Genomic DNA, 26,392 nt, shown 5'->3' with positions numbered 1-26,392 from the left:
GATTCGTAGGATGGGTTGAGCTTGCGATAGCCATCGGACCCTGGTGATGGGTATCGCTTCGCTCAACCCATCCTACGGGGTGTGGTGTTTGCCGGAGGCGTAGGAGCGGACCTTGTCCGCGATGACCGGACGTCCCGGCGCGGATCGCGGATGAGATCCGCTCCTGCGCTGCCCCACCCGCACCATTCCCCTGTAGGAGCGCGCCCTGCGCGCGATTCGCGGGCAGGGCCCGCTACAACCCGCCGGGAGACATGGCGCTTTCCGTAGGATGGGTTGAGCTTGCGATAGCCACCGGACCCTGGTGATGGGTATCGCTCACCCCATCCTACGGGGTGTGGTGTTTGCCGGAGGCGTAGGCGGACCTTGTCCGCGATGACCGGACGTCCCGGCGCGGATCGCGGATGAGATCCGCTCCTGCGCTGCCCCACCCGCACCATTCCCCTGTAGGAGCGCGCCCTGCGCGCGATTCGCGGGCAGGGCCCGCTACAACCCGCCGGGAGGCATGGCGCTTTCCGTAGGATGGGTTGAGCTTGCGATACCCATCGGCATGGCTACGAAGAGCATCCTGCTTCAGGCGCTCTCCAGCGTTTTCGCTTGTAACTTTCTCCGCAGCACGCTTGCCGGGCTACCACCGCTCGGGAGGCAGGCGCCGAGTGTGGAAGATGCGCAGGATCTGCAGCTTCCCGTCACGAACGCGATAGGGGATCAGGTAAGGGTGGCCAGGCATGGGCCATTCGCGGGTGCCGGGTACGCGTCCCTCGCGCCCCATCGCGGGGTGGAGGGCCAGTTGTGCGATGTCGTCGAACACCGCAGCGACGAAGTCGCGTGCGGCGGCCGGATTGTGCTGGGCGAGATAGGCGGCTTCGTCGTCGAGGTTCTGCAGCGCTTTGCGCAGCCACTCAACCTGCATTGCGCGTCCACTTGTGCAGTACCGCTTCGACTTCCGCCTCGCTGGCGAAGTCACCGGCATCGGCCTCTACGATGGCCTGCTGGATTTCGCCGATCTGCCAGGCTTCCCGGGCGAGGTATTCGTCCAGTGCCTGGGCGGCGAGGAAGTTCTTGCTGCGGCCAGTCGCCTGGGCAAGCCTCGCGAGGGTATCGGACTGATCGTCCGACAGGCGCAACGACATCACGGGCATGGAGCACCTCGGTTGTAATATGTATCGCTACAACATACTACAACACACTACAGGCCACTCGAACTACCGATCGCCCGGAAGCGCCCACCGGCCAGCCAGGGGAATGCTATTCGTCGTCGCCGCTGGCGCTCACCGCGCCCAGGCAACGCAGGCGGTGCTCGCTGCCGTCGGATTGCAGCGTCCAGCTGTCGTCGCTGGCCTCGTACTGGGCTTCCATCACCTCGTTGTAGGTGAACTGCCAGCGCCGCTTGTCACGGCCGTCGACCACCTCCACGCGCAGCACCACGTCTTCGCTGGCGAAGGGCTGGCCGGCTTCGGCGGCGATCTCGGCGCGGTCCAGCAGGTCTTCGTCGAGGCTGAACTCCCAGGCGTGCAGGCCGTCCAGTTCGAGCATGTCGGTCAGTTCGAGCTGGTCCAGCAGGTAGAGGGTTTCTTCGGACATTTTTCGTATTCCCGGTGAGACAGGCCGCCATCATAGAGCAAAGCCCCGCCGGCGGCCCTCCCCGCCTAGTCGGCCAGCGCCGCCAGCACGCCGCGCAGACGCTCGACGGTGGCCGCCGAGCAGGGCTGCATGGGCTCGCGCAGTTCGTCGGCGATCAGCCCCTGCAAGGCCAGGGCGGCCTTCAGCGGCGCCGGGTTGGGCTCGGCGAAGGCGGCCTGCATCCACGGCAGCAGGCGCAGGAAGGTGCCCCGCGCGCCGGCCAGGTCGCCCGCCTCCGCCTGGCGCTGCATGCGCACGTAGAGGTCGGCGCGCACGTGGGCGGACGCGGAGATGGCCCCCGCGCCGCCCAGGCACAGGTTGGCGAAGATCTGCAGGTCCTCGCCGGCCAGCACTTCGACGTCGCCGTCGGCGATCAGCGCCAGGGTGGTCTCGAAGTCGCCACTGCAGTCCTTGACCGCGGCGATGCGCGGGTGGCGGACGATGCGCCGCAGGGTCTCGCGCTCGATACGCACGCCGGTTCGGTAGGGGATGTCGTAGAGCACTAGCGGCACGCTGGCGGCGTCGGCCACGGTCTGGAAGAACGCCTCCAGGCCTTGCTGCGACGGGCGGATGTAGTAAGGCGCCGGCACCAGCAGACCAGCCACGGGGCGGCGCTGGATTTCCTGCTGGAAGGCCAGCAGCTCGCGCAGGTTGTTGCCGGCCAGGCCCATGATCACCTGCTGCGGCGGCACCCACTGCAGCACGGCGTCGAGCACCGCCAGCTGTTCCTCATGGCTGAGCGCGGCGGCCTCGCCGGTGGTGCCGCAGACCACGAAGCCGGCGACGCCGTCCTCCAGCAACCTGCCCACCAGGCCGCGCAGGGCGGCGAAGTCGATTTCCCCGGCACGCAAGGGCGTGGCCAGGGCCACCCAGATCCCACGAAACGTAGACATGCGAAAACTCCTTGTGACTGACCGTCTGGTCGCCGTCAGGGAGGGTGCGGGATGCAAGCGGGGGAAGATCGACCTGGCGCCTGGTTGTCCTGTCAGCCCATCTGACGGGACAGCGCGCCCCGGTCAAATGAGCGACTGTTTCTTCGATTTCTTGGCAACGGCGACGCACGCGCAGGCCGGGGCGAAGGAGCCCGGGAGCGGCAGCGAGTGGTCGGAGTTGGCGAACATGGGAAGTCCGTTGCGCGAATCAGGCACCGAATATGCTCAACGTCGGACTTGGCTGTCAACCTTCTCCTAGGGTCTATGCTGGTTCAACCACACCGCAGTATGGAGAAGTGACAGGTGAACTCTCGCGAACTGGGCCGCTCCGGGCTGGCCATTCCGCCGCTGGTGTTCGGCGGCAACGTCTTCGGCTGGAGCGCCGACGAGGCGACCTCCTTCCGCCTGCTCGACGCCCTGCTGGACGCCGGGCTGAACTGCATCGACACCGCCGACGTTTACTCGCGCTGGGTGCCCGGGCACAAGGGCGGCGAGTCCGAGGCCATCATCGGCAAGTGGATGAAGCAGCGCGGCAACCGCGACAGGGTGATCATCGCCACCAAGGTCGGCATGGACATGGGCAACGGCCACAAGGGCCTCTCCGCGGCCTACATCGAACAGGCCATAGAGCACTCGTTGCAGCGCCTGCAGACCGACTACATCGACCTCTACCAGTCCCACTGCGACGACACCCACACTTCCCTGGAGGAAACCCTCGGCGCCTACGCCGAGCTGGTGAAGAAGGGCAAGGTGCGCGTCATCGGCGCCTCCAACTACGACGGCCGGCGCCTGCGCGAGGCCCGCGAGGTGGCCGAGCACCTGCACCTGCCCAGCTACCAGAGCCTGCAGCCGAACTACAACCTCTACGACCGCGCCGACTACGAGACGCGCCTGGAACCGACGGTGCGCGAACTGGGCATCGGCGTCATCCCCTACTACGGCCTGGCCGGCGGCTTCCTCAGCGGCAAGTACCGCAGCGAAGCCGACCTGGACAAGAGCCCGGCGCGGGCGGACAAGGTCAAGGGCTACCTGAACGAGCGCGGCGTGACCATCCTCGTGGCCCTGGACGAAGTGGCCGAGGAATACGACGCCACCCCGGCCCAGGTGGCCCTGGCCTGGCTGATCGCCCGCCCGGGCATCACCGCGCCCATCGCCAGCGCCTCCAACCTGGAGCAGTTGCCGGACCTGGTCGCGGCGACGCGGCTGCAACTGAGCCAGGAAGATACCCACCGGCTGGATGCGGCGAGCGCCTATTGAGGCGCCCGCCGGGTGGCCGCGGAGACTTGCCGCGGCCTCCCATGGCCCCGTACTCTCTGCTGCGCGTCTCCCCCGACAAGAAGAAAAACGGAGCAGAGAATGCTGTCCACGCCGCAACGCCTCTGGCAGGTTCTGAAGTCCAACCCGCAGCGCGAAGAATCGCTCCTGACGGAAACCGCCGGCATCGCGGTGCCAGACGACCGCGGCCTGTTCGTCATCGGCGCGGCGCGCAGCGGCACCACCGTCTTCCAGAACGCGCTGAATAGCTCGCCGGAGATATTCCTCCTCGGCGAACCGGCGTTGCAGGACGACCCGGGCACCCCGGACTTCGCCGCGCGCTACAACGCCATGCACAGGTCCTGGGGTAACCAGGAGAACAAGAGCAGCTTCTGCCCGCCGCTGTTCCAGCAAGACGCCCCCTGGCACCACTACCTGGCCCGGCTAGCCCGGCACTACCGCTACGTCGGCAGCAAGATCGTGGTCAATCCCCACGAGGCCGCGCGCACCTGCCAGCAACTGTTCGAATTCCATTGCCGGCATTTCTACCGCTCGCATTACGTCTTCACCTTCCGCAACCCCATCGACGTGCTCATGTCGACCCGCGGCCTGGCCGAGTTGAACGGCGACGAGGCAGCCGGCTACGACACGGTGCTCAAGAGCTTCCTGCAGGTGATGGCGCTGTACATCCGCTTCCTGCGCAACCTGCCTTCGGTCAGGGCGGTGTTCCACGAGGACCTCGGCGAGGCGGTGCTACGCGACACCGGCGCATGGCTGGGCGTCGACCTGGGCGAGGCCGCCGGCTACTACGACAACGCCCGGGTCAGGCGCTACAGCCTGGATCAGGTGCCGGAGCACGCCCGCGCCCTGGCGGAAGAGGTCATCGCCGCCTACGAGGAACTGCGCGGGCAGGTCGCCGGCGGCATGCGCCTGGTGCAATTGGAGCAGAATTCCAACCACATCGATCCGGCGCACTTCACGCCGCTGGGCAACCTGCATCGGCGTATCGAGGGGTTGCTGGCGGCGTCCTGACGGTCGAATCGCGGACGGAGCCCGCTACAGGGGCGCGAGGCATGGCATTTCGCCTGTAGGAGCAACTGTCTTGAGGGCCGCACCGGGACGCTCTTCGTAGGATGGGTTGAGCTTGCGAAACCCATGCGGTGGCGCTGATGGGTATCGCTTCGCTCAACACCATCCTACGAAAAGCCATGCTCGCTCATGCGCTAGGAGCGAGCTTGCTCGCGAATGGTGATTACCGGCGACAACCGTGTTGTGGGTTACGCCGCTCCTCTCCCGCAAGCGGGAGAGAGGGCTGTCCGGCATTGCAAGGTTCGGCATCAACCTGTAGGAGCGCGCCCTGCGCGCGATTCGCGGGCAGGGCCCGCTCCTACAGGGGGGCACGGAGCAGGCCCCGCGATTGCGTCGGCAGGGCCGGCGTGCAGTCGAGCGGGGCGATGGGTATCGCTTCGCTCAACACCATCCTACGAAAAGCTTGCCTACAGCCTCAGGGCTCGATGAGGAAGCGGTCGGCGTCGAGGTAGGCCGGGAAGCGTTCGCGGTAGGCGGCCAGCGCCTGGGCCGAGAGGCTGGCGTGGAACACGCCGTCGCCGTTAGCCGCTTCCAGCAGCGCTTCGCCCTGGAAGTCCAGCACCTGGCTGTCGCCGGCATAGGCGTGGCCCTTGCCGTCCTCGCCCACGCGGTTCACCGCCGCCACGTAGCACAGGTTCTCGATGGCCCGGGCCGGCAGCAGACGGTTCCAGTGCAGCCGGCGGGCGGCCGGCCAGTTGGCGGTGTAGAGCAGCAGGTCGGTGTCCTGGGCGTCGCGGCTCCAGGCCGGGAAGCGCAGGTCGTAGCAGACCAGCGGACGCACCCGCCAGCCCTTCCACTCCAGCAGCACCTGGCGCTCGCCCGGCGTGTAGTGCTTGTGCTCGCCGGCCATGCGGAACAGGTGGCGCTTGTCGTAGTGCAGGATCTCGCCGTCCGGGCGGGCCCAGAGCAGGCGGTTGCGATGGCTGCCGTCGGCGGCGCGGACGATCACGCTGCCGGTCACCACGGCGTCCAGGCGCGCGGCCTGGTGGCGCAGCCAGGCGTAGGTCTCGCCCTCCTCCGCCTCGGCCAGGGCCTCGGAGTCCATGGAGAAGCCGGTGGTGAACATCTCCGGGAGGATGACGATGTCGGCGCCGCGGGCCTGTTCCAGCAGCGCGTCGAAGTGCGCGCGGTTGGCCGGCGCGTCGTGCCAGGCCAGGGTGGTCTGCACCAGGGCCAGGTTCAGGTCGGGCAGTTGGCTCAGATCGCGCATAGCTTGTCCGCCGCCTGGCGCAGCGTCTCCTCTTTCTTGGCGAAGCAGAAGCGCACCAGGCGTATGTCCGCCGGGGCCTGCTGGTAGAACACCGAGACCGGGATGGCCGCCACGCCGTGTTCGCGGGTCAGCCACTCGGCCATGGCGACGTCGTCCAGGTCCGGGCGGATCGCCGAGTAGTCGACCACCTGGAAGTAGGTACCGGCAGCGCGCTGGAAGCTGAAGCGCGAACCGCTCAGCAGGTCGCAGAACAGGTCGCGCTTGGCCTGGTAGAAGCCCGGTAGCTCGCGCAGGTGCTCGGGGTGCGCGGCCATGAAGTCGGCCAGCGCCCACTGCAGCGGGGTGACGCCGCAGAAGTTCACGTACTGGTGGATCTTGCGCATCTCCGCCGACAAAGCCTGCGGCGCCACCACGTAGCCGGTCTTCCAGCCGGTGACGTGGTAGGTCTTGCCGAAGGAGCTGACCACGAAGGCGCGGGCGTAGAGCTCGTCGTGGGCCAGCACGCTGGCGTGCTGCACGCCGTCGTAGATCAGGTGTTCGTAGACCTCGTCGCTGATGACGTAGATCTCGCGCTCGCGGATCAGCGCCGCCAGGCGGTCCAGGTCGGCACGGTCGATCAGCGCGCCGCTGGGATTGTGCGGGCTGTTGAGGAAGATCAGGCGGGTGCGCGGGGTGATGGCGTCGGCCAGGCGCTGCCAGTCGATACGGAAGTCCGGCAGGTTCAGCGGCACGTGCACGCAGCGGCCGCCGGCCAGTTCCACCGAGGGTTCGTAGCTGTCGTAGCAGGGGTCGAGGACGATGGCCTCGTCGCCGGGGCGGATCAGCGCCTGCACGGCGCAGAAGATCGCCTCGGTGGCGCCGGGGGTGATGGTCACTTCGGCGTCGGCGCTGACGTTGCGCCCGTAGAAGGCGGCGACCTTGGCCGCCACCTGCTCGCGCAGCGCCGGCAGGCCGGTCATCGGGCAGTACTGGTTGTGCCCGGCCATGACGTGGCGAGCTACCGCCTCGCGCAAGGCGGCGGGGCCGTCGAAGTCTGGGAAACCCTGGGACAGATTGAGCGCACCGCACTCGGCGGCGAGCTGCGACATGCGGGTGAAGATGGTGGTGCCGACGTTGGGCAGTTTGCTGGTGAGCATGGCGGTTCCCAAAAAGCCGATTAAGAGCGCTGAAGGCTTGAGGCTAAACGAAATACAGAGCGCCGGAGGATTCTCGCTCGTCCAGCCTTCCAGCCTCCAGCGCTCTTTTCGGCTTTCAACGCTTCTTGTCTTTCTTTTTCTTTTCGGCCTTCTTGTGGTGCGACATCAAGCGGCGCTTCTTGTTGACCTGGCGCTCGGTGAGCTGGGTCTTTTTGCCTTCGAAGGGGTTCTCGCCGCCCTTGTACTCGATGCGGATCGGCGTGCCGACCAGCTTGAGCACGCGCCGGTAGGTCTTCTCCAGGTAACGGGTGTAGGCCTTGGGCACCGCTTCGGTCTGGTTGCCGTGGACCACGATCAGCGGCGGGTTGGCGCCGCCCAGGTGGGCGTAGCGCAGCTTGATGCGGCGGCCGTTGACCATCGGCGGCTGGTGCGTCTGCACCGCGTCCTCGAGGATCTGCGTCAGCTTGCTGGTGGGCCAGCGGGTGACGGCGGAGCGGAACGACTCCTGCACCGACTTGTACAGGTGGCCCACGCCGGTGCCGTGCAGCGCCGAGATGAAGTGGATGTCGGCGAAGTCGACGAACAGCAGGCGGCGCTCCAGCTCGGTCTTGACGTAGTCGCGCTCGCCCGACTCCATGCCGTCCCACTTGTTCAGCGCGATGACCAGCGCGCGGCCGGTCTCCAGCACGAAGCCGAGCAGGTTGAGGTCGTGCTCGACCACGCCCTCGCGGGCGTCCATCACGAAGATCACCACGTTGGCGTCCTGGATGGCCTGGAGGGTCTTCACCACCGAGAACTTCTCCACCGCCTCGAAAATCTTGCCGCGGCGGCGCACGCCGGCGGTGTCGATCAGGGTGTACTTCTCTTCGTTGCGCTCGAACGGGATGTAGATGCTGTCGCGGGTGGTGCCGGCCTGGTCGTAGACGATCACCCGCTCCTCGCCGAGCATGCGGTTGACCAGGGTCGACTTGCCGACGTTGGGGCGGCCGATGATGGCGATCTTGATGCCGTCCTTCTCGCTGGGGCCGGGAATGCGCTTGGCTTCCTCACCCTCGGCGACCTCTTCCAGCTCGTCCGGCAGGTCGTTGTCTTCCGGCGCCTCGGGCTCGGGCTGGAACATCTCGCCCAGGGCCGTCTGCAGCATGTGGGTGATGCCGCGGCCGTGGGCGGCGGCGATGGTCAGGGCGTCGCCCAGGCCCAGCGGGCTGAATTCGGCGCGGGCGATGTCCGGATCGACAGTGTCGATCTTGTTGGCCACCAGGTAGCTGCGCTTGTTCCGCTTGCGCAGGTGCTCGGCGATCATCTCGTCGGCGGCGGTCAGGCCCGCGCGCGCGTCGACCATGAACAGCACCGCATCGGCTTCCTCGATCGCCTGCATCGACTGCTCGGCCATCTTGGCGTCGATGCCTTCCTCGTCACCGGTGATGCCGCCGGTATCGATGACGATGAATTTCTTGCCCTGCCACTTGGCCTCGCCGTACTGGCGATCGCGGGTCAGGCCGGCGTACTCGGCGACGATGGCGTCGCGAGTCTTGGTCAGGCGGTTGAACAGGGTGGACTTGCCGACGTTGGGGCGGCCCACCAGGGCGATTACGGGAACCATGCGGCTCTCCAGGAAATTTCAGGAATTCGTAAAAAACACGCCGGCCGCTGTCGTCATCCAACAGCGGCCGGCAGGTAGAACATAGCTTAGCGAATGGTGAAGGCGACCAGCTTGCCGCTGTTGCCATACACGTACATCCACCGGTCGACCACCAGCGGGCGCACGCGCACGCCGTCGCCGTCGACCTTCTCGCGGCCGACGAAGCGGCCGTCCACCTGGCTCAGCAGGTGCACGTAGCCTTCCAGGTCGCCCACCACCACGTTGCTGGAGAACACCGCCGGGGCCGACAGCTGGCGACGCGCCAGGGCGTCGTTGCTCCACAGCGAGGACGAACTGCGGCCGTCCAGGGCCTCCACGGTGCCGCTGGCATCGCTGACGTAGACGCTGCCGATGCCTTCGGCGACGCCGGCGTAGCTGGAGGCCTCGCGCTGCCAGATCACCCGGCCGCTGGCCAGGTCGAGGGCGGCGGCGCGGCCCTGGTAGCTGGCTACGTAGATCACGTTGTCGACCAGGGTCAGGCCGCCGTCGATGTCCACCACGCGGTCCAGTTCGGAACGGCCCTGGGGCACGGCGACGCGGGTTTCCCAGATTGGCAGGCCACGCTGCACGTCCACCGCCACCACCTTGCCGCTGGCCAGGCCGGCGATGGCCATGCGCCCGGCGATGATGGGGGCGCCGGTGCCGCGCAGGGTCAGCACGGGCACGGTGTTCTCGTACACCCAGCGCTGGTTGCCGGTGCTGGCGTCGAGGGCGATCAGCTTGTCGTCCTGGGTCTGCACGATCACCACGTCGCCGTCGGTGGCCGGCGCCGCCAGCACTTCGCTGGGCACGCGGGTACGCCACTTCTGCTCGCCGTTGGCGGCGTCCAGGGCGATGACGTCGCCCTTCAGGGTGCCGACCAGCACCAGGCCGCCACCGACGCCGACACCGCCGGAGATCGGCAGGTCGAGGTCCTGTTTCCAGAGCACATCGCCGTTCTCGCGCTGCATGGCCATGACGCGGCCTTCGGCGGAAGCGGCATAGATGCTGGAGCCGTCCACGGCCGGCTGCAGCAGTTCGTAGAGGTCGCCCTGGCCGTCACCGACCGAGCGGCTCCACTGCTTGTCCAGGCGCACCTCTTCCTTGAAGTCGGTGAGTTCCGCCGGCGGCAGTTCCTTCTTGCTGTTGCTGCTGCAACCGACCGCGAGCAGGGTCAGCGCCAGCAGCGCCGCATGTTTCCAGCGCAGCATCTTACGCACCTCCCTTGGCGAGGTCGTCGAGTTTCACCTGCAGGGCGCCAGCGGCGGCCTCTTCGGGCAGGGCGGCCTTGGCCTTCTCGTAGGCGCTGCGGGCGTCGTCGGTGCGCTTGAGCTGCACCAGCAGGTCGCCCTTGAGTTCTTCGCGGCTGGAGACGTAGGCCTTGTCGGCGTCGCCTTCGAGCAGCTTCAGGCCGTCCTCGGCCTTGCCCTGGGCGGCCAGGACACGGGCCAGGCGCTGGCGGGCCAGTTCGCCGAGGGTGGCGTCAACCGGCTTGTCGACCACGGCCTTCAGCTCGCTGGCGGCATCGTCCAGCTTGCCGGCGTCCACCGCCACCTTGGCGACGAACAGGCGGCCGTACTGGGCGTAGTGGGTACCGCCGTACTCGCTGGTCAGCTTGTTGGCCAGCTCGGCGACGCGCGCGGTGTCCGGCTGGCCGGAGGGCGTCAGCGAGGCTTCGACCAGTTGCTGGTAGAGGATGGAGGCGTTCTGCGCCTGGTTGGCCTGGTACTTCTTCCAGGCCTGCCAGCCGAACACCACCACCAGCGCCAGGGCGGCCCCGGTGAGCAGGGGCATGCCGTTGCGCTGCCACCAGTCCTTGAGATCCGCCAGTTGTTCTTCTTCGGTACGCGTGGTCACCCCAATACTCCTAATCCGCTCGATTCTCAGGCCCGCTGGATGCAGGCTGCCAGGTGCTCGGGCAGAGCCTCCCAGGCTATGTTCTGTTGCTCACCCTCGCCACGCAGGGGCTTGAAACCTACCACGCGCGCGGCCAGTTCGTCGTCACCCAGGATCAGGGCGAATTGGGCACCGCTCTTGTCGGCCTTCTTGAACTGGCTCTTGAAGCTGCCGGCGCCGGCGTTGAGCAGCAGGCGGATGCCGGGGACGGCGTCGCGCAGCTTCTCGGCCAGGCCCAGGGCGGCCAGTTCGGCCGGCTCGCCGAAGGCGCAGACGTAGACGTCGGCCGGGCGCTTCAGCTCGGCGGGCACCACGCCCAGGGTCTCCAGCAGCAGCACCAGGCGTTCCACGCCCATGGCGAAGCCCACGCCCGGCGTCGGCTTGCCGCCGAACTGGCCGACCAGGCCGTCGTAGCGGCCCCCGCCGCAGACGGTGCCCTGGGCGCCGAGCTTGTCGGTGACCCATTCGAAGGCGGTGCGGCAGTAGTAGTCCAGGCCGCGCACCAGCTTCTGGTTGATCTCGTAGCGCAGGCCGACCGCGTCCAGGCGGGCCTTCAGGCCCTCGAAGTGGGCGATCGACTCTTCGTCCAGGTAGTCGTGCAGGGTCGGCGCGCCGACCAGCAGCGCCTGGGTGCTTTCCACCTTGCTGTCGAGGATGCGCAGCGGGTTGGTGGTCATGCGCCGCTGGCTGTCTTCGTCGAGCTGCTCGAAGCGTTCCTGCAGGTAGGCCACCAGCGCTTCGCGGTAGCGCGCGCGGGCCTCGCTGGAGCCCAGGGTGTTGAGCTGCAGGGTCACGGCGTCGGCCATGCCCAGCTTCTGCCACAGGCGCCAGGTGAGGATGATCAGCTCGGCGTCGATGTCCGGCCCCGGCAGGTTGAAGACTTCCACGCCGATCTGGTGGAACTGGCGGTAGCGGCCCTTCTGCGGCTTCTCGTAGCGGAACATGGGCCCGGTGTACCAGAGTTTCTGCACCTGGCCGCCGCCGGTCAGGCCGTGTTCGAGCATGGCCCGCACGGTGCCCGCGGTGCCTTCGGGGCGCAGCGTCAGCGACTCCTCGTTGCGGTCGAGGAAGGTGTACATCTCCTTGTCGACCACGTCGGTGCCTTCGCCGATGCCGCGGGCGAAGAGTTCGGTGAACTCCATGATCGGCAGGCGGATTTCGCTGTAGCCGTATTCTTCCAGCAGGCCGGCGAAGGTGTTTTCCAGGTAGCGCCATACCGGGGTCTGGTCCGGCAGGATGTCGTTCATGCCACGAATGGCTTGCAGGGACTTGCTCACATGTTGTCCTTGTTGCGGTCAGCCGCGCACGATCAGGGCGGCGTCGGCTTCGGCCTTGGCGGCCGCTTTTTCGCGGATCAGCCGTTCCAGCTCATCCACCAGGTTTTCGTTCTGCAGCTTCTGCGCCGGCTTGCCGTCGATGTAGACGAGGTTGTTCGGCGTGCCGCCGGTGAGGCCGATGTGGGCCTCCTTGGCCTCGCCCGGGCCGTTGACCACGCAGCCGATCACGGCCACGTCCATCGGCACCAGCAGGTCTTCGAGGCGGCCTTCCAGCTCGTTCATGGTCTTGACCACGTCGAAGTTCTGCCGCGAGCAGCTCGGGCAGGCGATGAAGTTGATGCCGCGCGAGCGCAGGTGCAGGGACTTGAGGATGTCGAAACCGACCTTGATCTCTTCCACCGGGTCGGCGGCCAGGGAGATGCGGATGGTGTCGCCGATGCCCTCGGCCAGCAGCATGCCCAGGCCCACCGCGGACTTCACGGTGCCCGAACGCAGGCCCCCGGCCTCGGTGATGCCCAGGTGCAGCGGCTGCTCGATTTCCTTGGCCAGCAGACGGTAGGCCGCCACGGCCATGAACACGTCGGAGGCCTTCACGCTGACCTTGAAGTTCTGGAAGTCCAGGCGCTGGAGATGCTCGACGTGGCGCATGGCCGATTCCAGCAGGGCCTCGGGGGTCGGCTCGCCGTACTTCTTCTGCAGGTCCTTCTCCAGCGAACCGGCGTTGACGCCGATGCGGATCGGGATGTTCTTGTCGCGGGCCGCGTCCACCACCGCCTTGACGCGGTCCTCGCGGCCGATGTTGCCGGGGTTGATGCGCAGGCAGTCGACGCCCAGCTCGGCCACGCGCAGGGCGATCTTGTAGTCGAAGTGGATGTCGGCCACCAGCGGCACGCGGACCTGCTGCTTGATCTTGCCGAAGGCCTCGGCCGCGTCCATGTCCGGCACCGAGACGCGCACGATGTCCGCGCCGGCGTCTTCCAGGCGGCGGATCTGCGCGACTGTGGCGGCCACGTCCAGCGTATCGGTGTTGGTCATGCTCTGTACGGCGATGGGCGCGTCACCGCCCACCGGCACCGAGCCGACCCAGATCTTGCGGGACTGGCGGCGTTTGATCGGAGAAGCGCAATGCATCTTTAGTTACCACCCAACTTCATGCGTGCCGTCTCGCCGCGGGAATAGGGCGAAACGTCGACCGGCTGGCCGTTGTAGCTGACCTGGGCGCCGCGGGCGAAGCCCAGGCGCAACTCCAGGGGAACCTTGGCGGCGACTTCCATGGAGTCGCCCTTGCGCTTGAGCGCGCTGACCAGGACCTTGCCGTCGGCGTCGGTGACCTGGGTCCAGCAGTCGGCGATGAACTGCACCTTGACCACGCCCTGGCCGGCCGAAGCCACCACTGGAGCGGCAGCCGGGGCAGCAGGTTCGGCAGCGGGCGCAGCCGGAACCGCCGGGGCGGCAGGAGCGGCCGGAGTCGCAGGCACGGCGGCGGTGTTAGCGGCCGGCGCGGCGGGAGCAGCCGGCGCCGCAGGGGCGGCCACTTGGGGCGCGGTCTCGGCCGGGTTGGCCGGGGCCTCGGCATTCTGTTCGGGCTCGGCGGCGCCGCTGTCGCCAGCCGGTTCGCTCGGCGCGCTGGCCTTATCCTCGGCGACGGCCTGGTCTTCGGGCTCGTCGAGGCTGTGCACTTCGGTGGTGCCGTCGGCGCTCTCGACCTCGACGTGCTCCAGGTTCAGGCCGCTGTTCTCGGCGAGGTTGCGCCCGGCGCGCTCCTGCCACCAGAAGTAGCCGAAGCCCACCAGCAGGGCCAGCAGCAACAGGCTGAACAGGCGCAGCAGGTTGCGCGACAGGCGCATCGGCTCGGCCACCCGGCCGAGGCTCTGCACGTTGCTGCCGGTGGCGTCGGTGCCGGTGTACTGGTCGAAGGCGCTGACCATCTGCGCCTGGTCCATGCCCAGCAGCTTGGCGTAGGCGCGCACGTAGCCGCGGGCGAAGGTGTGGCCCGGCAGCTTGTCGAAATTGCCCAGTTCCAGCTGGCGCAGGGAGTTCTCGGTGAGGTTCAGTTGACCGGCCACCTGCGAGGTCGACCAGCCCCGGCTCTCGCGCGCCTGGCGCAAGGCCTCACCCGGATTGGCGCGGCTCGTGCTGGCGACTTCTGGCTGCGACGTCTTCATCATTTCTCTGCCTGGTATGCCTGGTATTCGGGGGATGCGGGATACAGGCGCTTGAGCTGCAGGCCGTAGCTGGCGGCGGTGTCCTTGTCGTCAAAGACCCTGGCCAGCCGCACGCCCAGCAGCAGGCTCTTGGCGTTCTGCTGTCCCTGCTTCAGGTACTCGTTGTAGTAGTCGCGCGCCGGCACGTACTGGCGATCGTCGTAGGACAGCTGCGACATTTCCAGCAAGGCGCTGGGTTGCCGGCGGTTCAGGCGCAGGGCCTTTTCAAAGTACTGCTTGGCCTGCTCGCGCTGCTTCAGCTGGAGGCTGACCAGGCCGAGGTTCTCGAAGACCCGCGAGCGCTCCGGATAGAGGCTGTCCTCGGCGGCCTTCTGGAAGGCATTGGTGGCCTCGTCGTAGCGCTTCTGTTCGTACAGGAAGCTGCCGTAGTTGTTCCAGATGCGCGCATCCGAGCGCGAGGACAATGCCTTGCGGTATTCCTGCTCGGACAGCTTGGGCTCCATCTCCTGCTGGTAGACCAAGGCCAGCGCGGCGTGGGCGTCGGCGCTCGAGGAGTCCAGCTCCAGGGCCTGGCGCAGCGGCACCTTGGCCTGCTCGGTATTGCCGTTCTGCAGGTAGCCGATGGCCAGCTGGATGTAGGCGTCGCGGGCCTCTTCACGGCCCTTGGCGGTGCTCAGGGGATCCTGCTTCCCAGACGTCACGCAACCCGCCAGCAGGCTGGCCAGGAACACGAACAGCGCGGCGCGCAAGGTCATCGGAATCCTCCCTCGAGATCAGTTTCGATTGGCGGGCGCCTTCTCGGCGTCGGCCGCCAGCTGGCGTACGGCGATGTAGCGTTCGCTGCGGCGGGTACGGTCCATCACCTGGCCGACCAGTTGGCCGCAGGCGGCGTCGATGTCGTCGCCGCGGGTGGTGCGCACGGTGACGTTGAAGCCGCCCTTGTGCAGCATGTCCTGGAAACGGCGGATCGAGTTGTTGCTCGGCCGCTCGTAACCGGAATGGGGGAACGGATTAAACGGAATCAGGTTGATCTTGCAAGGAATTTCCTTGAGCAATGCGATCATCTGCTCAGCGTGCTCGGGCTGGTCGTTGACGTCCTTGAGCAGGGTGTACTCGACGGTCAGCACGCGTTCCTTGCCCAGGCGGCCGATGTAGCGCTGGCAGGCATCCAGCAGCACCGCCAGGGGATACTTCTTGTTGATCGGCACCAGCTGGTTGCGCAGCTCGTCGTTGGGCGCGTGCAGCGACAGCGCCAGGGACACGTCGGTGACTTCGCCGAGCTTGTCGATCATCGGCACCACGCCGGAGGTGGACAGCGTCACCTTGCGCTTGGAGATGCCGTAGCCGAAGTCCTCCATCATGATGCTCATGGCGGTGACGACGTTGTCGAAGTTCAGCAGCGGCTCGCCCATGCCCATCATCACCACGTTGGTGATGGCGCGGTCGATCTTGCCGGGCACGGTGCCGAAGGATTTGTTGGCGAGCCACACCTGGCCGATGATCTCGGCGGAGGTCAGGTCGCTGTTGAAGCCCTGCTTGCCGGTGGAGCAGAAGCTGCAATCCAGGGCGCAGCCGGCCTGGGACGACACGCACAGGGTGCCGCGGCCGTTCTGCGGGATGTACACGGTCTCGACGCAGCTGCCGGACGCCACGCGCACCACCCACTTGCGGGTGCCGTCGCTGGAGATGTCCTGGCTGACCACTTCGGGGCCGCGGATCTCGGCACAGGCCTTGAGCTTTTCGCGCAAGGCCTTGCCGACATTGGTCATGGCGTCGAAGTCTTCGGCGCCAAAGTGGTGAATCCATTGCATCACCTGGCCGGCGCGGAAGCGCTTTTCACCGATGGACTCGAAGAATTCCTCGAGCTGGGGCTTGGTCATACCCAGCAGGTTGGCCTTTGCAGCGGTATCAGTCATGGATTCACCCTCGCCCATTCGCCTGGATCAGCGAATGCGCTCGCACACCTCGGTGCTGGAGAAGAAGTAGGCGATTTCGCGGGCAGCCGACGCTTCCGAGTCGGAACCGTGAACGGCGTTCTCGTCGATGGAAACGGCGAAATCGGCGCGGATGGTGCCGGCGTCGGCTTTCTTCGGATCGGTGGCGCCCATCAGCTCACGGTTCTTGGCGATGGCGTCTTCGCCTTCCAGAACCTGCAGGACGACCGGGCCGGAGGTCATGAAGGCGACCAGGTCCTTGAAGAAGGGGCGCTCTTTGTGCTCGGCGTAGAAGCCGCCGGCTTCGCGCTCGGACAGCTGGACCATCTTGGAAGCGACGACGCGCAGACCGGCCTTCTCGAAGCGGGTCAGGATTTCGCCGATGACGTTCTTGGCGACGGCGTCGGGCTTGATGATGGAGAAGGTACGTTGCAGGGCCATTTGGGATAACTCCGAAAAGCAAGGTTGGTAATGCCGAGAAGCCCCTGGGACGAGCCCAGGAGCTTCTGTGATTCAGGGTGAGCCGCGCGACAGCGGCAGCCTCTGGCTGGCACGCGCGGGGCCGGTACGCACGCAGCGCTCCGGCGGTATCGACAGGCACCGCGGGGAACCTGAGCGAACACCTAAAGATAAAACCCGCGAATTATACGCGGGTTCGGGGAAAAGCATAAGGGCGGCTGGAAGCTGGAAGCTGGAAGCTGGAAGCTAGAAGCTAGAAGCTAGAAGCTAGAAGCTAGAAGCTAGAAGCTAGAAGCTAGAAGCTAGAAGCTAGAAGCTAGAAGCTAGAAGCTAGAAGCTAGAAGCTAGAAGCTAGAAGCTAGAAAGCGTGGCGCCTTTCACTTCCGGCTTCAAGCTTCCGGCTTCCAGCTTCCAGCCCACCTATTCCGCCTCTTCGATCCAGGCGCCCTGGATGGCTTCCAGGACCTTCTCGCCGCCGCGCGACGGGTCGTCGCTGAATTCCGGCAGGCCGACCACCCAGTTGTGCAGGTCGACGAAGTTGACGTAGCGCGGGTCCACGTCGGGATGGCTATCGGCCAGCTGGATGGCGATTTCCAGCACATCGGTCCATTTCAGGCTCATGTCCGCTCCCTCAATGACCTTCGGAAACCTGGTTGATGGTGTATTTCGGAATCTCCACCACCAGGTCCTCGTCCGCCACCACCGCCTGGCACGACAGGCGCGAATCCGGCTCCAGGCCCCAGGCCTTGTCCAGCATGTCGTCTTCCAGCTCGTCGGACGGCTCCATGGAGTTGAAGCCCTCGCGCACGATCACGTGACAGGTGGTGCAGGCGCAGGACATCTCGCAGGCGTGCTCGATATCGATGCCGTTGCGCAGCGCAGCCTTGAGGATGGTCTCGCCCGGCTGGGCCTCGACCACCGCGCCCTCCGGGCAATGCTCGGGGTGGGGCAGAAATACGATCTGCGGCATCTTCGCTTATTCCTCGATTTCGTTGAGCCGGCGACCGGCCAGGGCGGCCTTGACGGAAGCGTCCATCCGTCGCGCGGCGAAGGCGTCGGTCACCTGGGACAGACGCTTGATCTGTTGCTCGATGGCGGCGGTATCGCTACCGGCGGCCAGTTCGCGCAGAGTATCCATGCTGGCTTCGATGGCCAGCCGCTCGTCGGCGTCCAGCAGGCGCTCGCCATCGGCGTCCAGCGCCGAGCGCACGGCCTCGAGCAGGCGCTGGGCCTCGACCTGCTGCTCGCGCAGCGCGCGGGCGTTCATGTCGTCGCCGGCGTACTGGAAGGAGTCCTGCAGCATGCGGGCGATCTCGCCGTCGGTCAGGCCGTAGGACGGCTTGACCTGGATGCTCGCCTCGACGCCGGAACTCATCTCGCGGGCGGACACCGCCAGCAGGCCGTCGGCGTCCACCTGGAAGCTGACGCGGATCTTCGCCGCGCCGGCCACCATCGGCGGGATGCCGCGCAGCTCGAAGCGCGCCAGGGAACGGCAGTCCTTGACCAGCTCGCGCTCGCCCTGCAGCACGTGGATCATCATGGCCGTCTGGCCATCCTTGTAGGTGGTGAACTCCTGGGCGCGGGCCACCGGGATGGTGGTGTTGCGCGGGATCACCTTCTCCATCAGCCCGCCCATGGTCTCGAGGCCCAGGGACAGCGGGATGACGTCCAGCAGCAGCAGCTCTTCGCCGCGCTTGTTGCCGGCCAGGGCATCGGCCTGGATGGCGGCGCCGATGGCCACCACCTGGTCGGGGTCGATGTCCACCAGCGGTTCGCGGCCGAACAGCTCACCCACCGCCTGGCGCACACGCGGCACGCGGGTGGAGCCGCCGACCATGACCACCGCGCCGATGTCTTCCAGCTCGATGCCGGAATCACGCACGGCGCGACGGCAGGCCTTGAGGCTGCGGGCAACGAAGGGTTCGATCAGGGCATCCAGCTGGCTGCGGTCCAGCCTGCCGCGCCAGTCGCCATAGGCGACTTCGACGCTTTCGTTGAGGGTCAGGGCTTCCTTCGCCGCGCAGGCGGCCTGCAGCAGTTGGCGCTGGCTGCCCGGGTCGAGGTCGTCGGAAACGCCGGCCTGCTGGATGATCCAGCCGGCGATGGCATGGTCGAAGTCGTCGCCGCCCAGGGCGCTGTCGCCACCGGTGGCCAGGACCTCGAAGACGCCGCGGGTCAGGCGCAGGATGGAAATGTCGAAGGTGCCGCCGCCCAGGTCATAGATGGCCACCACGCCCTCGGCGTTCTTGTCCAGGCCGTAGGCGACCGCCGCGGCGGTGGGCTCGTTGAGCAGGCGCAGCACGTGCAGGCCGGCCAGGCGCGCGGCGTCCTTGGTGGCCTGGCGCTGGGCGTCGTCGAAATACGCCGGCACCGTGATCACCGCGCCGACCAGTTCGCCACCCAAGGTGGCTTCGGCGCGCTGGCGCAGGCTGCGGAGGATTTCCGCGGAGACCTCGACCGGGCTTTTCGGGCCCTGCACGGTCTCGATGAAGGGCATGTGCGACTCGCCCTGGGTGAAGCGGTAGGGCAACTGGCCACCGAGCTGCTTCACATCCTCCAGGCCACGGCCCATCAGGCGCTTGACCGAGATGATGGAGTTCAGCGGGTCGGCGGAGGCGCCGCGCCTGACCGACTCGCCGACCTCGACGCGGTCGGCCAGGTAGCGCACCGCCGACGGCAGGATCAGGCGCCCCTCGGCATCGGCCAGGGGTGCGGCGACGCCGCTGCGCACGGCGGCGACCAGGGAATTGGTGGTGCCCAGGTCGATGCCCACGGCCAGCCGGCGCTGGTGCGGCTGAGGGGTTTGTCCGGGCTCGGCGATCTGCAATAGGACCATGCGGCTTCTAATCAGGCGTAACGGGCGCGGCACGGGCCGCGCGGATTAATCGTCGAGTCGCTCTTCGAGCTGGCGCACTTCCTGCGCCAGCTTGTCGAGAAACTGCATGCGGCGCACCAGGCGCTCGGCTTGCTCGCGGCGCGCGGCGTCGTCCCAGCAATCGGCGAAGCTGTCCTCCAGCTGCTGCTGGGCGGTCTTCAGGCGGCGCTTGAAGGCGGCTACGCCATCCAGGTCGGCGCTGTCCTGCAGGTCTTCCAGCTCTTCGCGCAGCTGCATCTGCTGCAGAAGGAACTCCGGGTCCTGCACCGTCGCTTCCAGCGGCAGCGCCTGGCCACGCAGGGACAGCAGGTACAGCGCCCGGCGCGGCGCGCTCTTCAGCGTCTGGTAGGCGTCGTTCAGCTCGGCGGCGCGTTCCAGCGCCACGCGCTGCTCGCGCTCGGAAGCATCGGCGAAACGGTCCGGGTGGACACTGCGGACCAGCTCACGGTAACGCTGGCCGAGGGCATCCAGATCGAGGCGGAAAGCCGGCTGCAGGTCGAAGAGCGCGAAGTGGCAAGGACTACCCACGCCGGCCTCAGACGTTGAAGCTTTCGCCGCAGCCACACTCGCCACGAACGTTCGGGTTGTTGAACTTGAAGCCCTCGTTGAGGCCTTCCTTGGTGAAGTCCAACTCGGTGCCGTCGAGGTAGACCAGGCTCTTCGGGTCGATGATGACCTTCACGCCGTGGCTCTCGTAGACCAGGTCCTCGGGCGCCAGCTCATCGACGAACTCGAGCACGTAGGCCAGCCCGGAACACCCGGTGGTGCGCACGCCAAGACGAATGCCCTCGCCCTTGCCGCGCCCCTCGAGGGAGCGCTGGACATGCTTGGCGGCGGCTTCGGTCATGCTGATGGCCATGGGAACTCCTTACTCAACTGAGCGGTTAGAGCAGACCCTTCTTCTGCTTGTAGTCGCGCACGGCCGCCTTGATGGCGTCCTCGGCGAGCACCGAGCAGTGGATCTTCACCGGCGGCAGGGCCAGCTCTTCGGCGATGGTGGTGTTCTTGATGGATTCGGCCTCGTCCAGGGTCTTGCCCTTCATCCACTCGGTGGCGAGGGAGCTGGAGGCGATGGCCGAACCGCAGCCGTAGGTCTTGAACTTGGCGTCTTCGATCACGCCCTGCTCGTTGACCTTGATCTGCAGGCGCATCACGTCGCCGCAGGCCGGCGCGCCGACCATGCCGGTGCCGACATCGGGATCCTCGGCGTCGAGCTTGCCGACGTTGCGCGGGTTTTCGTAGTGGTCGATGACCTTGTCACTGTATGCCATGGCTAATCCTCACTCTCTATGGGGCGGGTCAGTGGGCCTGCCATTCGACCTTGGACAGGTCGACGCCCTCTTTGAACATGTCCCACAGCGGCGAGAGCTCGCGCAGCTTGGAAACGGCTTGCCCCACGATACCGGCGGCGTAATCGACCTCTTCCTCGGTGGTGAAGCGGCCGAAGGTGAAACGGATGGAACTGTGCGCCAGCTCGTCGTTGCGGCCCAGGGCGCGCAGCACGTAGGACGGCTCCAGGGAGGCGGAGGTGCAGGCCGAACCGGAAGAGACCGCGAGGTCCTTCAGGGCCATGATCAGCGACTCGCCTTCCACGTAGTTGAAGCTCAGGTTCAGGTTGTGCGGCACGCGCTGGGTCAGGCTGCCGTTGACGTAGAGCTCTTCCAGGCCTTCGAGCTTGGCGAAGAAGCGGTCGCGCAGGGCGCGGATGCGCTCGTTCTCGGCGTGCATCTCTTCCTTGGCGATACGGAAGGCCTCGCCCATGCCGACGATCTGGTGGGTGGCCAGGGTGCCCGAGCGCATGCCGCGCTCGTGGCCGCCGCCGTGCATCTGGGCTTCCAGGCGCACACGCGGCTTGCGGCGCACGTACAGGGCGCCGATGCCCTTGGGACCGTAGGTCTTGTGGGCGGAGAAGGACATCAGGTCGACCTTGAGCTTGTCCAGGTCGATGTCGACCTTGCCGGTGGACTGCGCGGCGTCGACGTGGAACAGGATGCCGCGCGAGCGGGTCAGCTCGCCGATGGCGGCGATGTCGTTGATGGTGCCGATCTCGTTGTTCACGTGCATGATCGAGACCAGGATGGTGTCGTCACGCAGCGCCGCCTCGACCATGGCTGGGGTGATCAGGCCTTCCTCGGTGGGGTCGAGGTAGGTCACTTCGAAGCCTTCGCGCTCCAGCTGGCGGGTGGTGTCCAGCACCGCCTTGTGCTCGATCTTCGAGGTGACGATGTGCTTGCCCTTGCTGCCGTAGAAGTGCGCCACGCCCTTGATGGCGAGGTTGTCGGACTCGGTCGCGCCGGAGGTCCAGACGATTTCGCGGGGGTCGGCATTGACCAGCTCGGCGACCTGGCGGCGGGCGTTCTCCACGGCTTCCTCGGCCTTCCAGCCGAACACGTGGGAGCGCGAGGCGGGGTTGCCGAAGTTGCCGTCCACCAGCAGGCAGTCAGCCATCTTCTGAGCGACGCGCGGATCCACCGGGGTGGTGGCGGAGTAGTCGAGGTAGATCGGCAATTTCATCAGGTAACTCCTACAGGCTGGCGCGCGCTCAATCGATGGCGGACGCTTCAATCTTATCGAGGCTCGGCCGTTTGCCGGTGCCTCCGCAACGACGCTCATCCTGCCGCTGCGCGACTTCCTGGACTTCACGGCGCTCGACCAGGTCGGCGAGGCTGATGCCGCTGAGGAATTCGTGGATCTGCTGGCTGAGGTCGCACCAAAGGTGGTGGGTCAGGCAGGTGTCGCCGGAGTGGCAATCCCCCTGCCCCTGGCAGCGCGTGGCGTCGACCGATTCGTTGACCGCATCGATCACCTGGGCGACGTGGATGCCGGCCATGTCGCGGGACAGCTGGTAGCCGCCGCCGGGACCGCGCACGCTGGTCACCAGGTTGCCACGGCGCAACTTGGCGAACAGCTGTTCGAGATAGGACAGGGATATGCCCTGGCGCTCGGAAATGTCCGCCAGGGAAACCGGACCACGCTGGGCATGCAACGCCAGGTCGAGCATGGCGGTTACGGCATAGCGGCCTTTGGTGGTCAGACGCATGGGACATTCCCGAATGGATCACTGGACTGGCGAAAGGATGCCATTTCCGAGTATTTGAGTCAACTATAAGACCTATCAAATTACTCGGGATTAGCCAGCGAAGGGCGGCATAATGTAGCAGGAAATCGTTAGCGACGCATCAATGCGCCGCCTTGCCCTCTTCATCCTTGACGCCGGCGAAGTCCTCTTCACGCAGCTCCGGCAGTTTTTTCGCACAGTAGTCGCTACCCAGGGCCGTCAGCGCCTGGCACATGCCCTCCAGCCGGCCGTCGACCGCCTGCAGGTGGTCGAGCAACTGACCGATGGCGCGGGCCACCGGGTCGGGCATGTCCTGGCTGACGCCATAGGCGTCGAAGCCGAGCTTCTCGGCCATGGCCTGGCGCTTGGCCTGCTGCTCGGCATCGTCCTTCATGATGATGCGCCCGGGAATGCCGACCACGGTGGCGCCCGGCGGCACTTCCTTGGTGACCACGGCGTTGGAGCCCACTTTCGCCCCGGCGCCGACGGTGAACGGGCCGAGTACCTTGGCGCCGGCGCCGACCACCACGCCATCGGCCAGGGTCGGGTGGCGCTTGCCCTTGTTCCAGCTGGTGCCGCCGAGGGTCACGCCCTGGTAGAGGGTGACGTCGTCACCGATCTCGGCGGTCTCGCCGATGACGATGCCCATGCCGTGGTCGATGAAGAAGCGCCGACCGATCCTAGCGCCGGGGTGGATCTCGATGCCGGTCATCCAGCGGCCGAAGTTGGACACCAGGCGCGCCAGCCACTTCCAGCCGGAAGTCCACAGCAGGTGCGCCAGGCGGTGCAGCCACACGGCGTGCAGGCCCGGGTAGCAGGTGAGTACCTCGAAGGCATTGCGCGCTGCCGGGTCGCGATGGAATACGCTCTGGATATCTTCGCGCACACGCTCAAACATCATCTTCACTCCGCTTGCAGGCCGCGCCCTGCGCGGCCTTCTGTGTTTCGGTGAGGATACCCCGGAGGATATTCATCTCCAGCTTGCTGACCCCGGCGCGGCCGTACAGGCGGCGCAGGCGCGACATCAGGTGCCGCGGCTTCTGCGGGTCGAGGAAGCCGATGTCGACCAGGGTGGACTCCAGGTGCGAATAGAAGCGCTCCAGCTCGTCGGCGGTCACCGGCAGGCTGTTGAGCATGGCGGTGGTCTCCAGCTTCTCCTGCTTGGTCGGCTGGCCTTCGGCGGCCAGCCAGGCCATGCGCACCTCGTAGGCGAGCACCTGGACCGCCGTCGCCAGGTTCAGCGAGCTGAACTCGGGGTTGGCGGGAATGTGCACGTGGAACTGACATCGCTGCAATTCTTCGTTGGTCAAACCCGCGTACTCGCGGCCGAACACCAGGGCCACCTCGCCGCCCTGCTGGGCGTGCTGCAGGCTGGTGGTCGCGCACTCGCGGGGGTCGAGCAGCGGCCAGGGGATGCGCCGGTCACGGGCGCTGGTGCCGAGCACCAGGCTGCAGCCCACCAGGGCGTCTTCCAGGCTCGGCACCACCTGGGCGGCGTCGAGGATGTCGGTCGCCCCGGAGGCGCGGGCCACCGCCTCGCCGCTGGGGAAGTCCATGGGGTCGACCAGCACCAGGCGCGACAGGCCCATGTTCTTCATGGCCCGGGCGGTACCGCCGATATTGCCGGGATGACTGGTGTTCACCAGCACCACGCGAATTCTGTCGAGCAACCGAAGCTCTCCACACAAGCAGATACGAAAAGGAACGGAATCCTACCGCAGCGCTCGGTCTTGCGCCACGCAAGCGACAGGCCGCCCTATGAGCGCCACGGTTTTCTGGTACAATGTTCGGCTTTCTTTAACATCATCCAGGTGACCTCTCCATGCAGCCCATGCTGAACATCGCCCTGCGCGCGGCCCGCAGCGCCGGTGAACTGATCTTCCGCTCCATCGAACGCCTGGACACCCTCTCGGTCAACGAAAAAGACGCCAAGGACTACGTCACCGAAGTCGATCGCGCCGCCGAACTCAGCATCGTCACCGCCCTGCGCAAGGCCTACCCGAACCACGGCATCATGGGCGAGGAAGGCGGCTACCTCGAGGGCAGCGGCGAAGGCGCCGACTACCTGTGGATCATCGACCCGCTGGATGGCACCACCAACTTCATCCACGGCGTCCCGCACTTCGCCGTCAGCATCGCCTGCAAGTACAAGGGCCGCCTGGAGCACGCCGTGGTCCTCGACCCGGTGCGCCAGGAAGAATTCACCGCCAGCCGCGGCCGCGGCGCCGCGCTGAACGGCCGCCGCCTGCGGGTGAGCAACCGCAAGAGCCTGGAAGGCGCCCTGCTGGGCACTGGCTTCCCGTTCCGCGACAGCCAGCTGGACCACCTGGACGCCTACCTGGGCATGTTCCGCAGCCTGGTCGGCCAGACCGCCGGCATCCGCCGCGCCGGCGCCGCCAGCCTGGACCTGGCCTACGTCGCGGCCGGCCGCTTCGACGCCTTCTGGGAATTCGGCCTGTCCGAGTGGGACATGGCCGCGGGCGCGCTGCTGGTGCAGGAAGCCGGCGGCCTGGTGAGCGACTTCACCGGCAGCCATGAATTCCTCGAGAAGGGCCATATCGTGGCCGGTAACACCAAGTGCTTCAAGGCGCTGCTGACCAGCATCCAGCCGCACCTGCCGCCGTCGTTCAAGCGCTGAGCATCAGCCGAATGAAAGAGCCCGGCCATGTGCCGGGCTTTTTTGTTCGGCAAGCTCAACCCATCCTACGAAAGCACCCCGGCACAGCCCCCTCCCTGTAGCGGACCTTGTCCGCGATAGCCGGAGGTATCGGCGCGATTCGCGGATAAGATCCGCTACGCCGCCCCACCCACGCCATTCCCATGCAGGAGCGCGCCCTGCGCGCGAAATCGCGGGCAGGGCCCGCTCCTACAGGTTGCCGGGGAGCATGGTATTCCTCCTCTCCCGTAGGAGCGGACCTTGTCCGCGATAGCCGGAACCTCCGGCGCGATTCGCGGATGAGATCCGCTACGCCGCCCCACCCACGCCATTCCCATGTAGGAGCGCGCCCTGCGCGCGAAATCGCGGGCAGGGCCCGCTCCTACAGGTTTCCGGGGAGCATGGTATTCCTCCTCTCCCGTAGGAGCGGACCCTGTCCGCGATAGCCGGACGTCCCGGCGCGGATCGCGGATGAGAACCTACGAAGAGCCTCTGCCGGAAACGAAGAAGGCGCCCCGCGGGGCGCCTTCTCGTGCTTCGATGCTTACTGCTGGCTGAGGATCAGCCGGCCGCTCTTGTCCACCGGGATCTGGCTGCCCGGGTCGCGGTCCATGCGCACCTGGCCGGCCTTGCCGTCGAGCATGTACTTGACGTCGTAGCCCACCACTTTCTCGCTGGTGTCGTTCACGGTGCTGCAGCGGGTTTCGGTGGTGGTGTAGGTGTCACGCTCCTGCATGCCTTCCTGCACCTTGTTGCCGGCGTAGCCGCCGCCGACCGCACCGGCCACGGTGGCGATCTTCTTGCCATTGCCGCCGCCGATCTGGTTGCCCAGCAGGCCGCCGGCGATGGCGCCGATGGCGGTGCCGACGATCTGGTGCTGGTCCTTGACCGGGCGCTGGTGGGTGACCGCCACGTCCTTGCAGACCTGGCGCGGTGTCTTGATGGTCTCCTTGACCGGCTGGACGGCGACCACCTCGGCATACTCGGGGCCGCGGTCCACCAGGCTGTACGTGGCCACCGCTCCACCTGCCGTAACGCCGACTGCGCCCAACACGGTACCGATGAGCAACGACTTGTTCACATAGACCTCCTGGCTTTCCTTTCATATGGGCACTTGCCCTTGTCCTTGCCTTGGAGCAGGGAATCCTTAGGAAAGTTCCGACATTCCTTCGCGATGCGCCACTGCATGCCGACACACGGCCGGATCGCG

Annotated in this window: 29 protein-coding genes; 3 read left to right on the top strand and 26 right to left on the bottom strand. The window is 66.7% G+C overall.

Going from position 1 to position 26,392, the window contains the following annotated elements; all coding sequences use genetic code 11:
* Positions 1-625: 625 nt before the first annotated feature.
* The 4 genes from PM1_RS05870 to dapA form a co-directional block, all read right to left on the bottom strand.
* On the bottom strand, positions 626-910 hold the full coding sequence (locus PM1_RS05870) for a type II toxin-antitoxin system RelE/ParE family toxin (protein WP_009616187.1): 285 nt from the start codon (positions 908-910) through the stop codon (positions 626-628).
* Positions 900-1,139 (bottom strand): CopG family ribbon-helix-helix protein, encoded by a 240-nt coding sequence (locus tag PM1_RS05865; protein ID WP_009616186.1) that lies wholly within the window; start codon positions 1,137-1,139, stop codon positions 900-902. The genes PM1_RS05870 and PM1_RS05865 overlap by 11 nt, the downstream gene beginning before the upstream one ends.
* Positions 1,140-1,245: 106 nt before the next feature.
* The gene (locus PM1_RS05860; RefSeq protein ID WP_009616185.1) at positions 1,246-1,581 is read right to left on the bottom strand and encodes a DUF5629 family protein; all 336 of its coding nucleotides are present in this window, start codon (positions 1,579-1,581) and stop codon (positions 1,246-1,248) included.
* A gap of 65 nt (positions 1,582-1,646) precedes the next feature.
* Entirely contained in the window at positions 1,647-2,513 is an 867-nt protein-coding gene (dapA, locus tag PM1_RS05855) for a 4-hydroxy-tetrahydrodipicolinate synthase (protein WP_009616184.1), read from the bottom strand.
* Positions 2,514-2,855: 342 nt separating this feature from the next.
* Between dapA and PM1_RS05850 the strand changes: the two genes are divergently transcribed.
* A complete protein-coding gene (locus PM1_RS05850; protein WP_009616182.1) occupies positions 2,856-3,809 on the top strand; it encodes an aldo/keto reductase in 954 nt (317 codons plus the stop codon).
* A gap of 99 nt (positions 3,810-3,908) precedes the next feature.
* A complete protein-coding gene (locus tag PM1_RS05845) occupies positions 3,909-4,838 on the top strand; it encodes a sulfotransferase (protein WP_009616181.1) in 930 nt (309 codons plus the stop codon).
* Between the two features lie 472 nt (positions 4,839-5,310).
* Here the strand turns inward: PM1_RS05845 and PM1_RS05840 are convergent, their stop codons facing one another.
* The 21 genes from PM1_RS05840 to trmJ form a co-directional block, all read right to left on the bottom strand.
* The gene (locus PM1_RS05840; RefSeq protein ID WP_009616180.1) at positions 5,311-6,105 is read right to left on the bottom strand and encodes an amidohydrolase; all 795 of its coding nucleotides are present in this window, start codon (positions 6,103-6,105) and stop codon (positions 5,311-5,313) included.
* Positions 6,093-7,241 (bottom strand): pyridoxal phosphate-dependent aminotransferase, encoded by a 1,149-nt coding sequence (locus tag PM1_RS05835; RefSeq protein ID WP_009616179.1) that lies wholly within the window; start codon positions 7,239-7,241, stop codon positions 6,093-6,095. Before PM1_RS05835 ends, PM1_RS05840 begins: the two co-directional genes overlap by 13 nt.
* A 115-nt stretch (positions 7,242-7,356) precedes the next feature.
* Positions 7,357-8,844, bottom strand: coding sequence for a ribosome biogenesis GTPase Der (gene der, locus PM1_RS05830; RefSeq protein ID WP_009616178.1), 1,488 nt, complete (start codon positions 8,842-8,844; stop codon positions 7,357-7,359).
* Between the two features lie 86 nt (positions 8,845-8,930).
* A complete protein-coding gene (bamB, locus tag PM1_RS05825) occupies positions 8,931-10,073 on the bottom strand; it encodes an outer membrane protein assembly factor BamB (protein ID WP_009616177.1) in 1,143 nt (380 codons plus the stop codon).
* Between the two features lies 1 nt (position 10,074).
* Positions 10,075-10,719: a YfgM family protein gene (locus PM1_RS05820; protein WP_009616176.1), complete on the bottom strand. Its 645-nt coding sequence runs from the start codon at positions 10,717-10,719 to the stop codon at positions 10,075-10,077.
* A 26-nt stretch (positions 10,720-10,745) separates the two neighbouring features.
* Positions 10,746-12,035 (bottom strand): histidine--tRNA ligase, encoded by a 1,290-nt coding sequence (hisS, locus tag PM1_RS05815; RefSeq protein ID WP_009616175.1) that lies wholly within the window; start codon positions 12,033-12,035, stop codon positions 10,746-10,748.
* Positions 12,036-12,053: 18 nt separating this feature from the next.
* Positions 12,054-13,166, bottom strand: a complete 1,113-nt coding sequence (gene ispG / locus PM1_RS05810; protein ID WP_009616174.1) for a flavodoxin-dependent (E)-4-hydroxy-3-methylbut-2-enyl-diphosphate synthase — start codon at positions 13,164-13,166, stop codon at positions 12,054-12,056.
* A gap of 2 nt (positions 13,167-13,168) precedes the next feature.
* Entirely contained in the window at positions 13,169-14,203 is a 1,035-nt protein-coding gene (locus PM1_RS05805) for a helix-turn-helix domain-containing protein (protein ID WP_009616173.1), read from the bottom strand.
* Complete coding sequence (pilW, locus tag PM1_RS05800; protein ID WP_009616172.1) at positions 14,200-14,955, bottom strand: type IV pilus biogenesis/stability protein PilW; 756 nt, start codon at positions 14,953-14,955, stop codon at positions 14,200-14,202. The genes PM1_RS05805 and pilW overlap by 4 nt, the downstream gene beginning before the upstream one ends.
* 18 nt (positions 14,956-14,973) lie before the next feature.
* Complete coding sequence (gene rlmN / locus PM1_RS05795; RefSeq protein WP_009616171.1) at positions 14,974-16,116, bottom strand: 23S rRNA (adenine(2503)-C(2))-methyltransferase RlmN; 1,143 nt, start codon at positions 16,114-16,116, stop codon at positions 14,974-14,976.
* A gap of 27 nt (positions 16,117-16,143) precedes the next feature.
* On the bottom strand, positions 16,144-16,575 hold the full coding sequence (ndk, locus tag PM1_RS05790) for a nucleoside-diphosphate kinase (RefSeq protein ID WP_009616170.1): 432 nt from the start codon (positions 16,573-16,575) through the stop codon (positions 16,144-16,146).
* A gap of 438 nt (positions 16,576-17,013) precedes the next feature.
* Complete coding sequence (gene iscX / locus PM1_RS05785) at positions 17,014-17,214, bottom strand: Fe-S cluster assembly protein IscX (RefSeq protein WP_009616169.1); 201 nt, start codon at positions 17,212-17,214, stop codon at positions 17,014-17,016.
* Between the two features lie 10 nt (positions 17,215-17,224).
* On the bottom strand, positions 17,225-17,563 hold the full coding sequence (gene fdx / locus PM1_RS05780) for an ISC system 2Fe-2S type ferredoxin (protein WP_009616168.1): 339 nt from the start codon (positions 17,561-17,563) through the stop codon (positions 17,225-17,227).
* A gap of 6 nt (positions 17,564-17,569) precedes the next feature.
* Positions 17,570-19,429: a Fe-S protein assembly chaperone HscA gene (gene hscA, locus PM1_RS05775; RefSeq protein ID WP_009616167.1), complete on the bottom strand. Its 1,860-nt coding sequence runs from the start codon at positions 19,427-19,429 to the stop codon at positions 17,570-17,572.
* Between the two features lie 45 nt (positions 19,430-19,474).
* Positions 19,475-19,996 (bottom strand): co-chaperone HscB, encoded by a 522-nt coding sequence (gene hscB, locus PM1_RS05770; protein WP_009616166.1) that lies wholly within the window; start codon positions 19,994-19,996, stop codon positions 19,475-19,477.
* Positions 19,997-20,003: 7 nt separating this feature from the next.
* Positions 20,004-20,327, bottom strand: a complete 324-nt coding sequence (gene iscA, locus PM1_RS05765; RefSeq protein WP_009616165.1) for an iron-sulfur cluster assembly protein IscA — start codon at positions 20,325-20,327, stop codon at positions 20,004-20,006.
* Positions 20,328-20,352: 25 nt separating this feature from the next.
* On the bottom strand, positions 20,353-20,739 hold the full coding sequence (gene iscU, locus PM1_RS05760; protein WP_009616164.1) for a Fe-S cluster assembly scaffold IscU: 387 nt from the start codon (positions 20,737-20,739) through the stop codon (positions 20,353-20,355).
* A 28-nt stretch (positions 20,740-20,767) separates the two neighbouring features.
* Positions 20,768-21,982, bottom strand: a complete 1,215-nt coding sequence (locus PM1_RS05755) for an IscS subfamily cysteine desulfurase (protein ID WP_009616163.1) — start codon at positions 21,980-21,982, stop codon at positions 20,768-20,770.
* 28 nt (positions 21,983-22,010) lie between these two features.
* A complete protein-coding gene (iscR, locus tag PM1_RS05750) occupies positions 22,011-22,508 on the bottom strand; it encodes a Fe-S cluster assembly transcriptional regulator IscR (RefSeq protein WP_009616162.1) in 498 nt (165 codons plus the stop codon).
* A gap of 139 nt (positions 22,509-22,647) precedes the next feature.
* A complete protein-coding gene (gene cysE / locus PM1_RS05745; protein WP_009616161.1) occupies positions 22,648-23,424 on the bottom strand; it encodes a serine O-acetyltransferase in 777 nt (258 codons plus the stop codon).
* Complete coding sequence (trmJ, locus tag PM1_RS05740; RefSeq protein WP_009616160.1) at positions 23,417-24,196, bottom strand: tRNA (cytosine(32)/uridine(32)-2'-O)-methyltransferase TrmJ; 780 nt, start codon at positions 24,194-24,196, stop codon at positions 23,417-23,419. Before trmJ ends, cysE begins: the two co-directional genes overlap by 8 nt.
* 152 nt (positions 24,197-24,348) lie before the next feature.
* Between trmJ and suhB the strand changes: the two genes are divergently transcribed.
* The gene (suhB, locus tag PM1_RS05735; protein ID WP_009616159.1) at positions 24,349-25,164 is read left to right on the top strand and encodes a type III secretion system regulator SuhB; all 816 of its coding nucleotides are present in this window, start codon (positions 24,349-24,351) and stop codon (positions 25,162-25,164) included.
* Between the two features lie 562 nt (positions 25,165-25,726).
* Here the strand turns inward: suhB and PM1_RS05730 are convergent.
* Complete coding sequence (locus tag PM1_RS05730) at positions 25,727-26,263, bottom strand: glycine zipper 2TM domain-containing protein (protein WP_009616158.1); 537 nt, start codon at positions 26,261-26,263, stop codon at positions 25,727-25,729.
* Between the last annotated feature and the right edge of the window lie 129 nt (positions 26,264-26,392).

Source organism: Pseudomonas sp. M1, from assembly GCF_022760135.1.
Lineage (GTDB): Bacteria > Pseudomonadota > Gammaproteobacteria > Pseudomonadales > Pseudomonadaceae > Pseudomonas > Pseudomonas citronellolis.
Note: the sequence above shows the minus strand (reverse complement) of the source record. Positions and strands in the feature narration are given on the sequence as shown.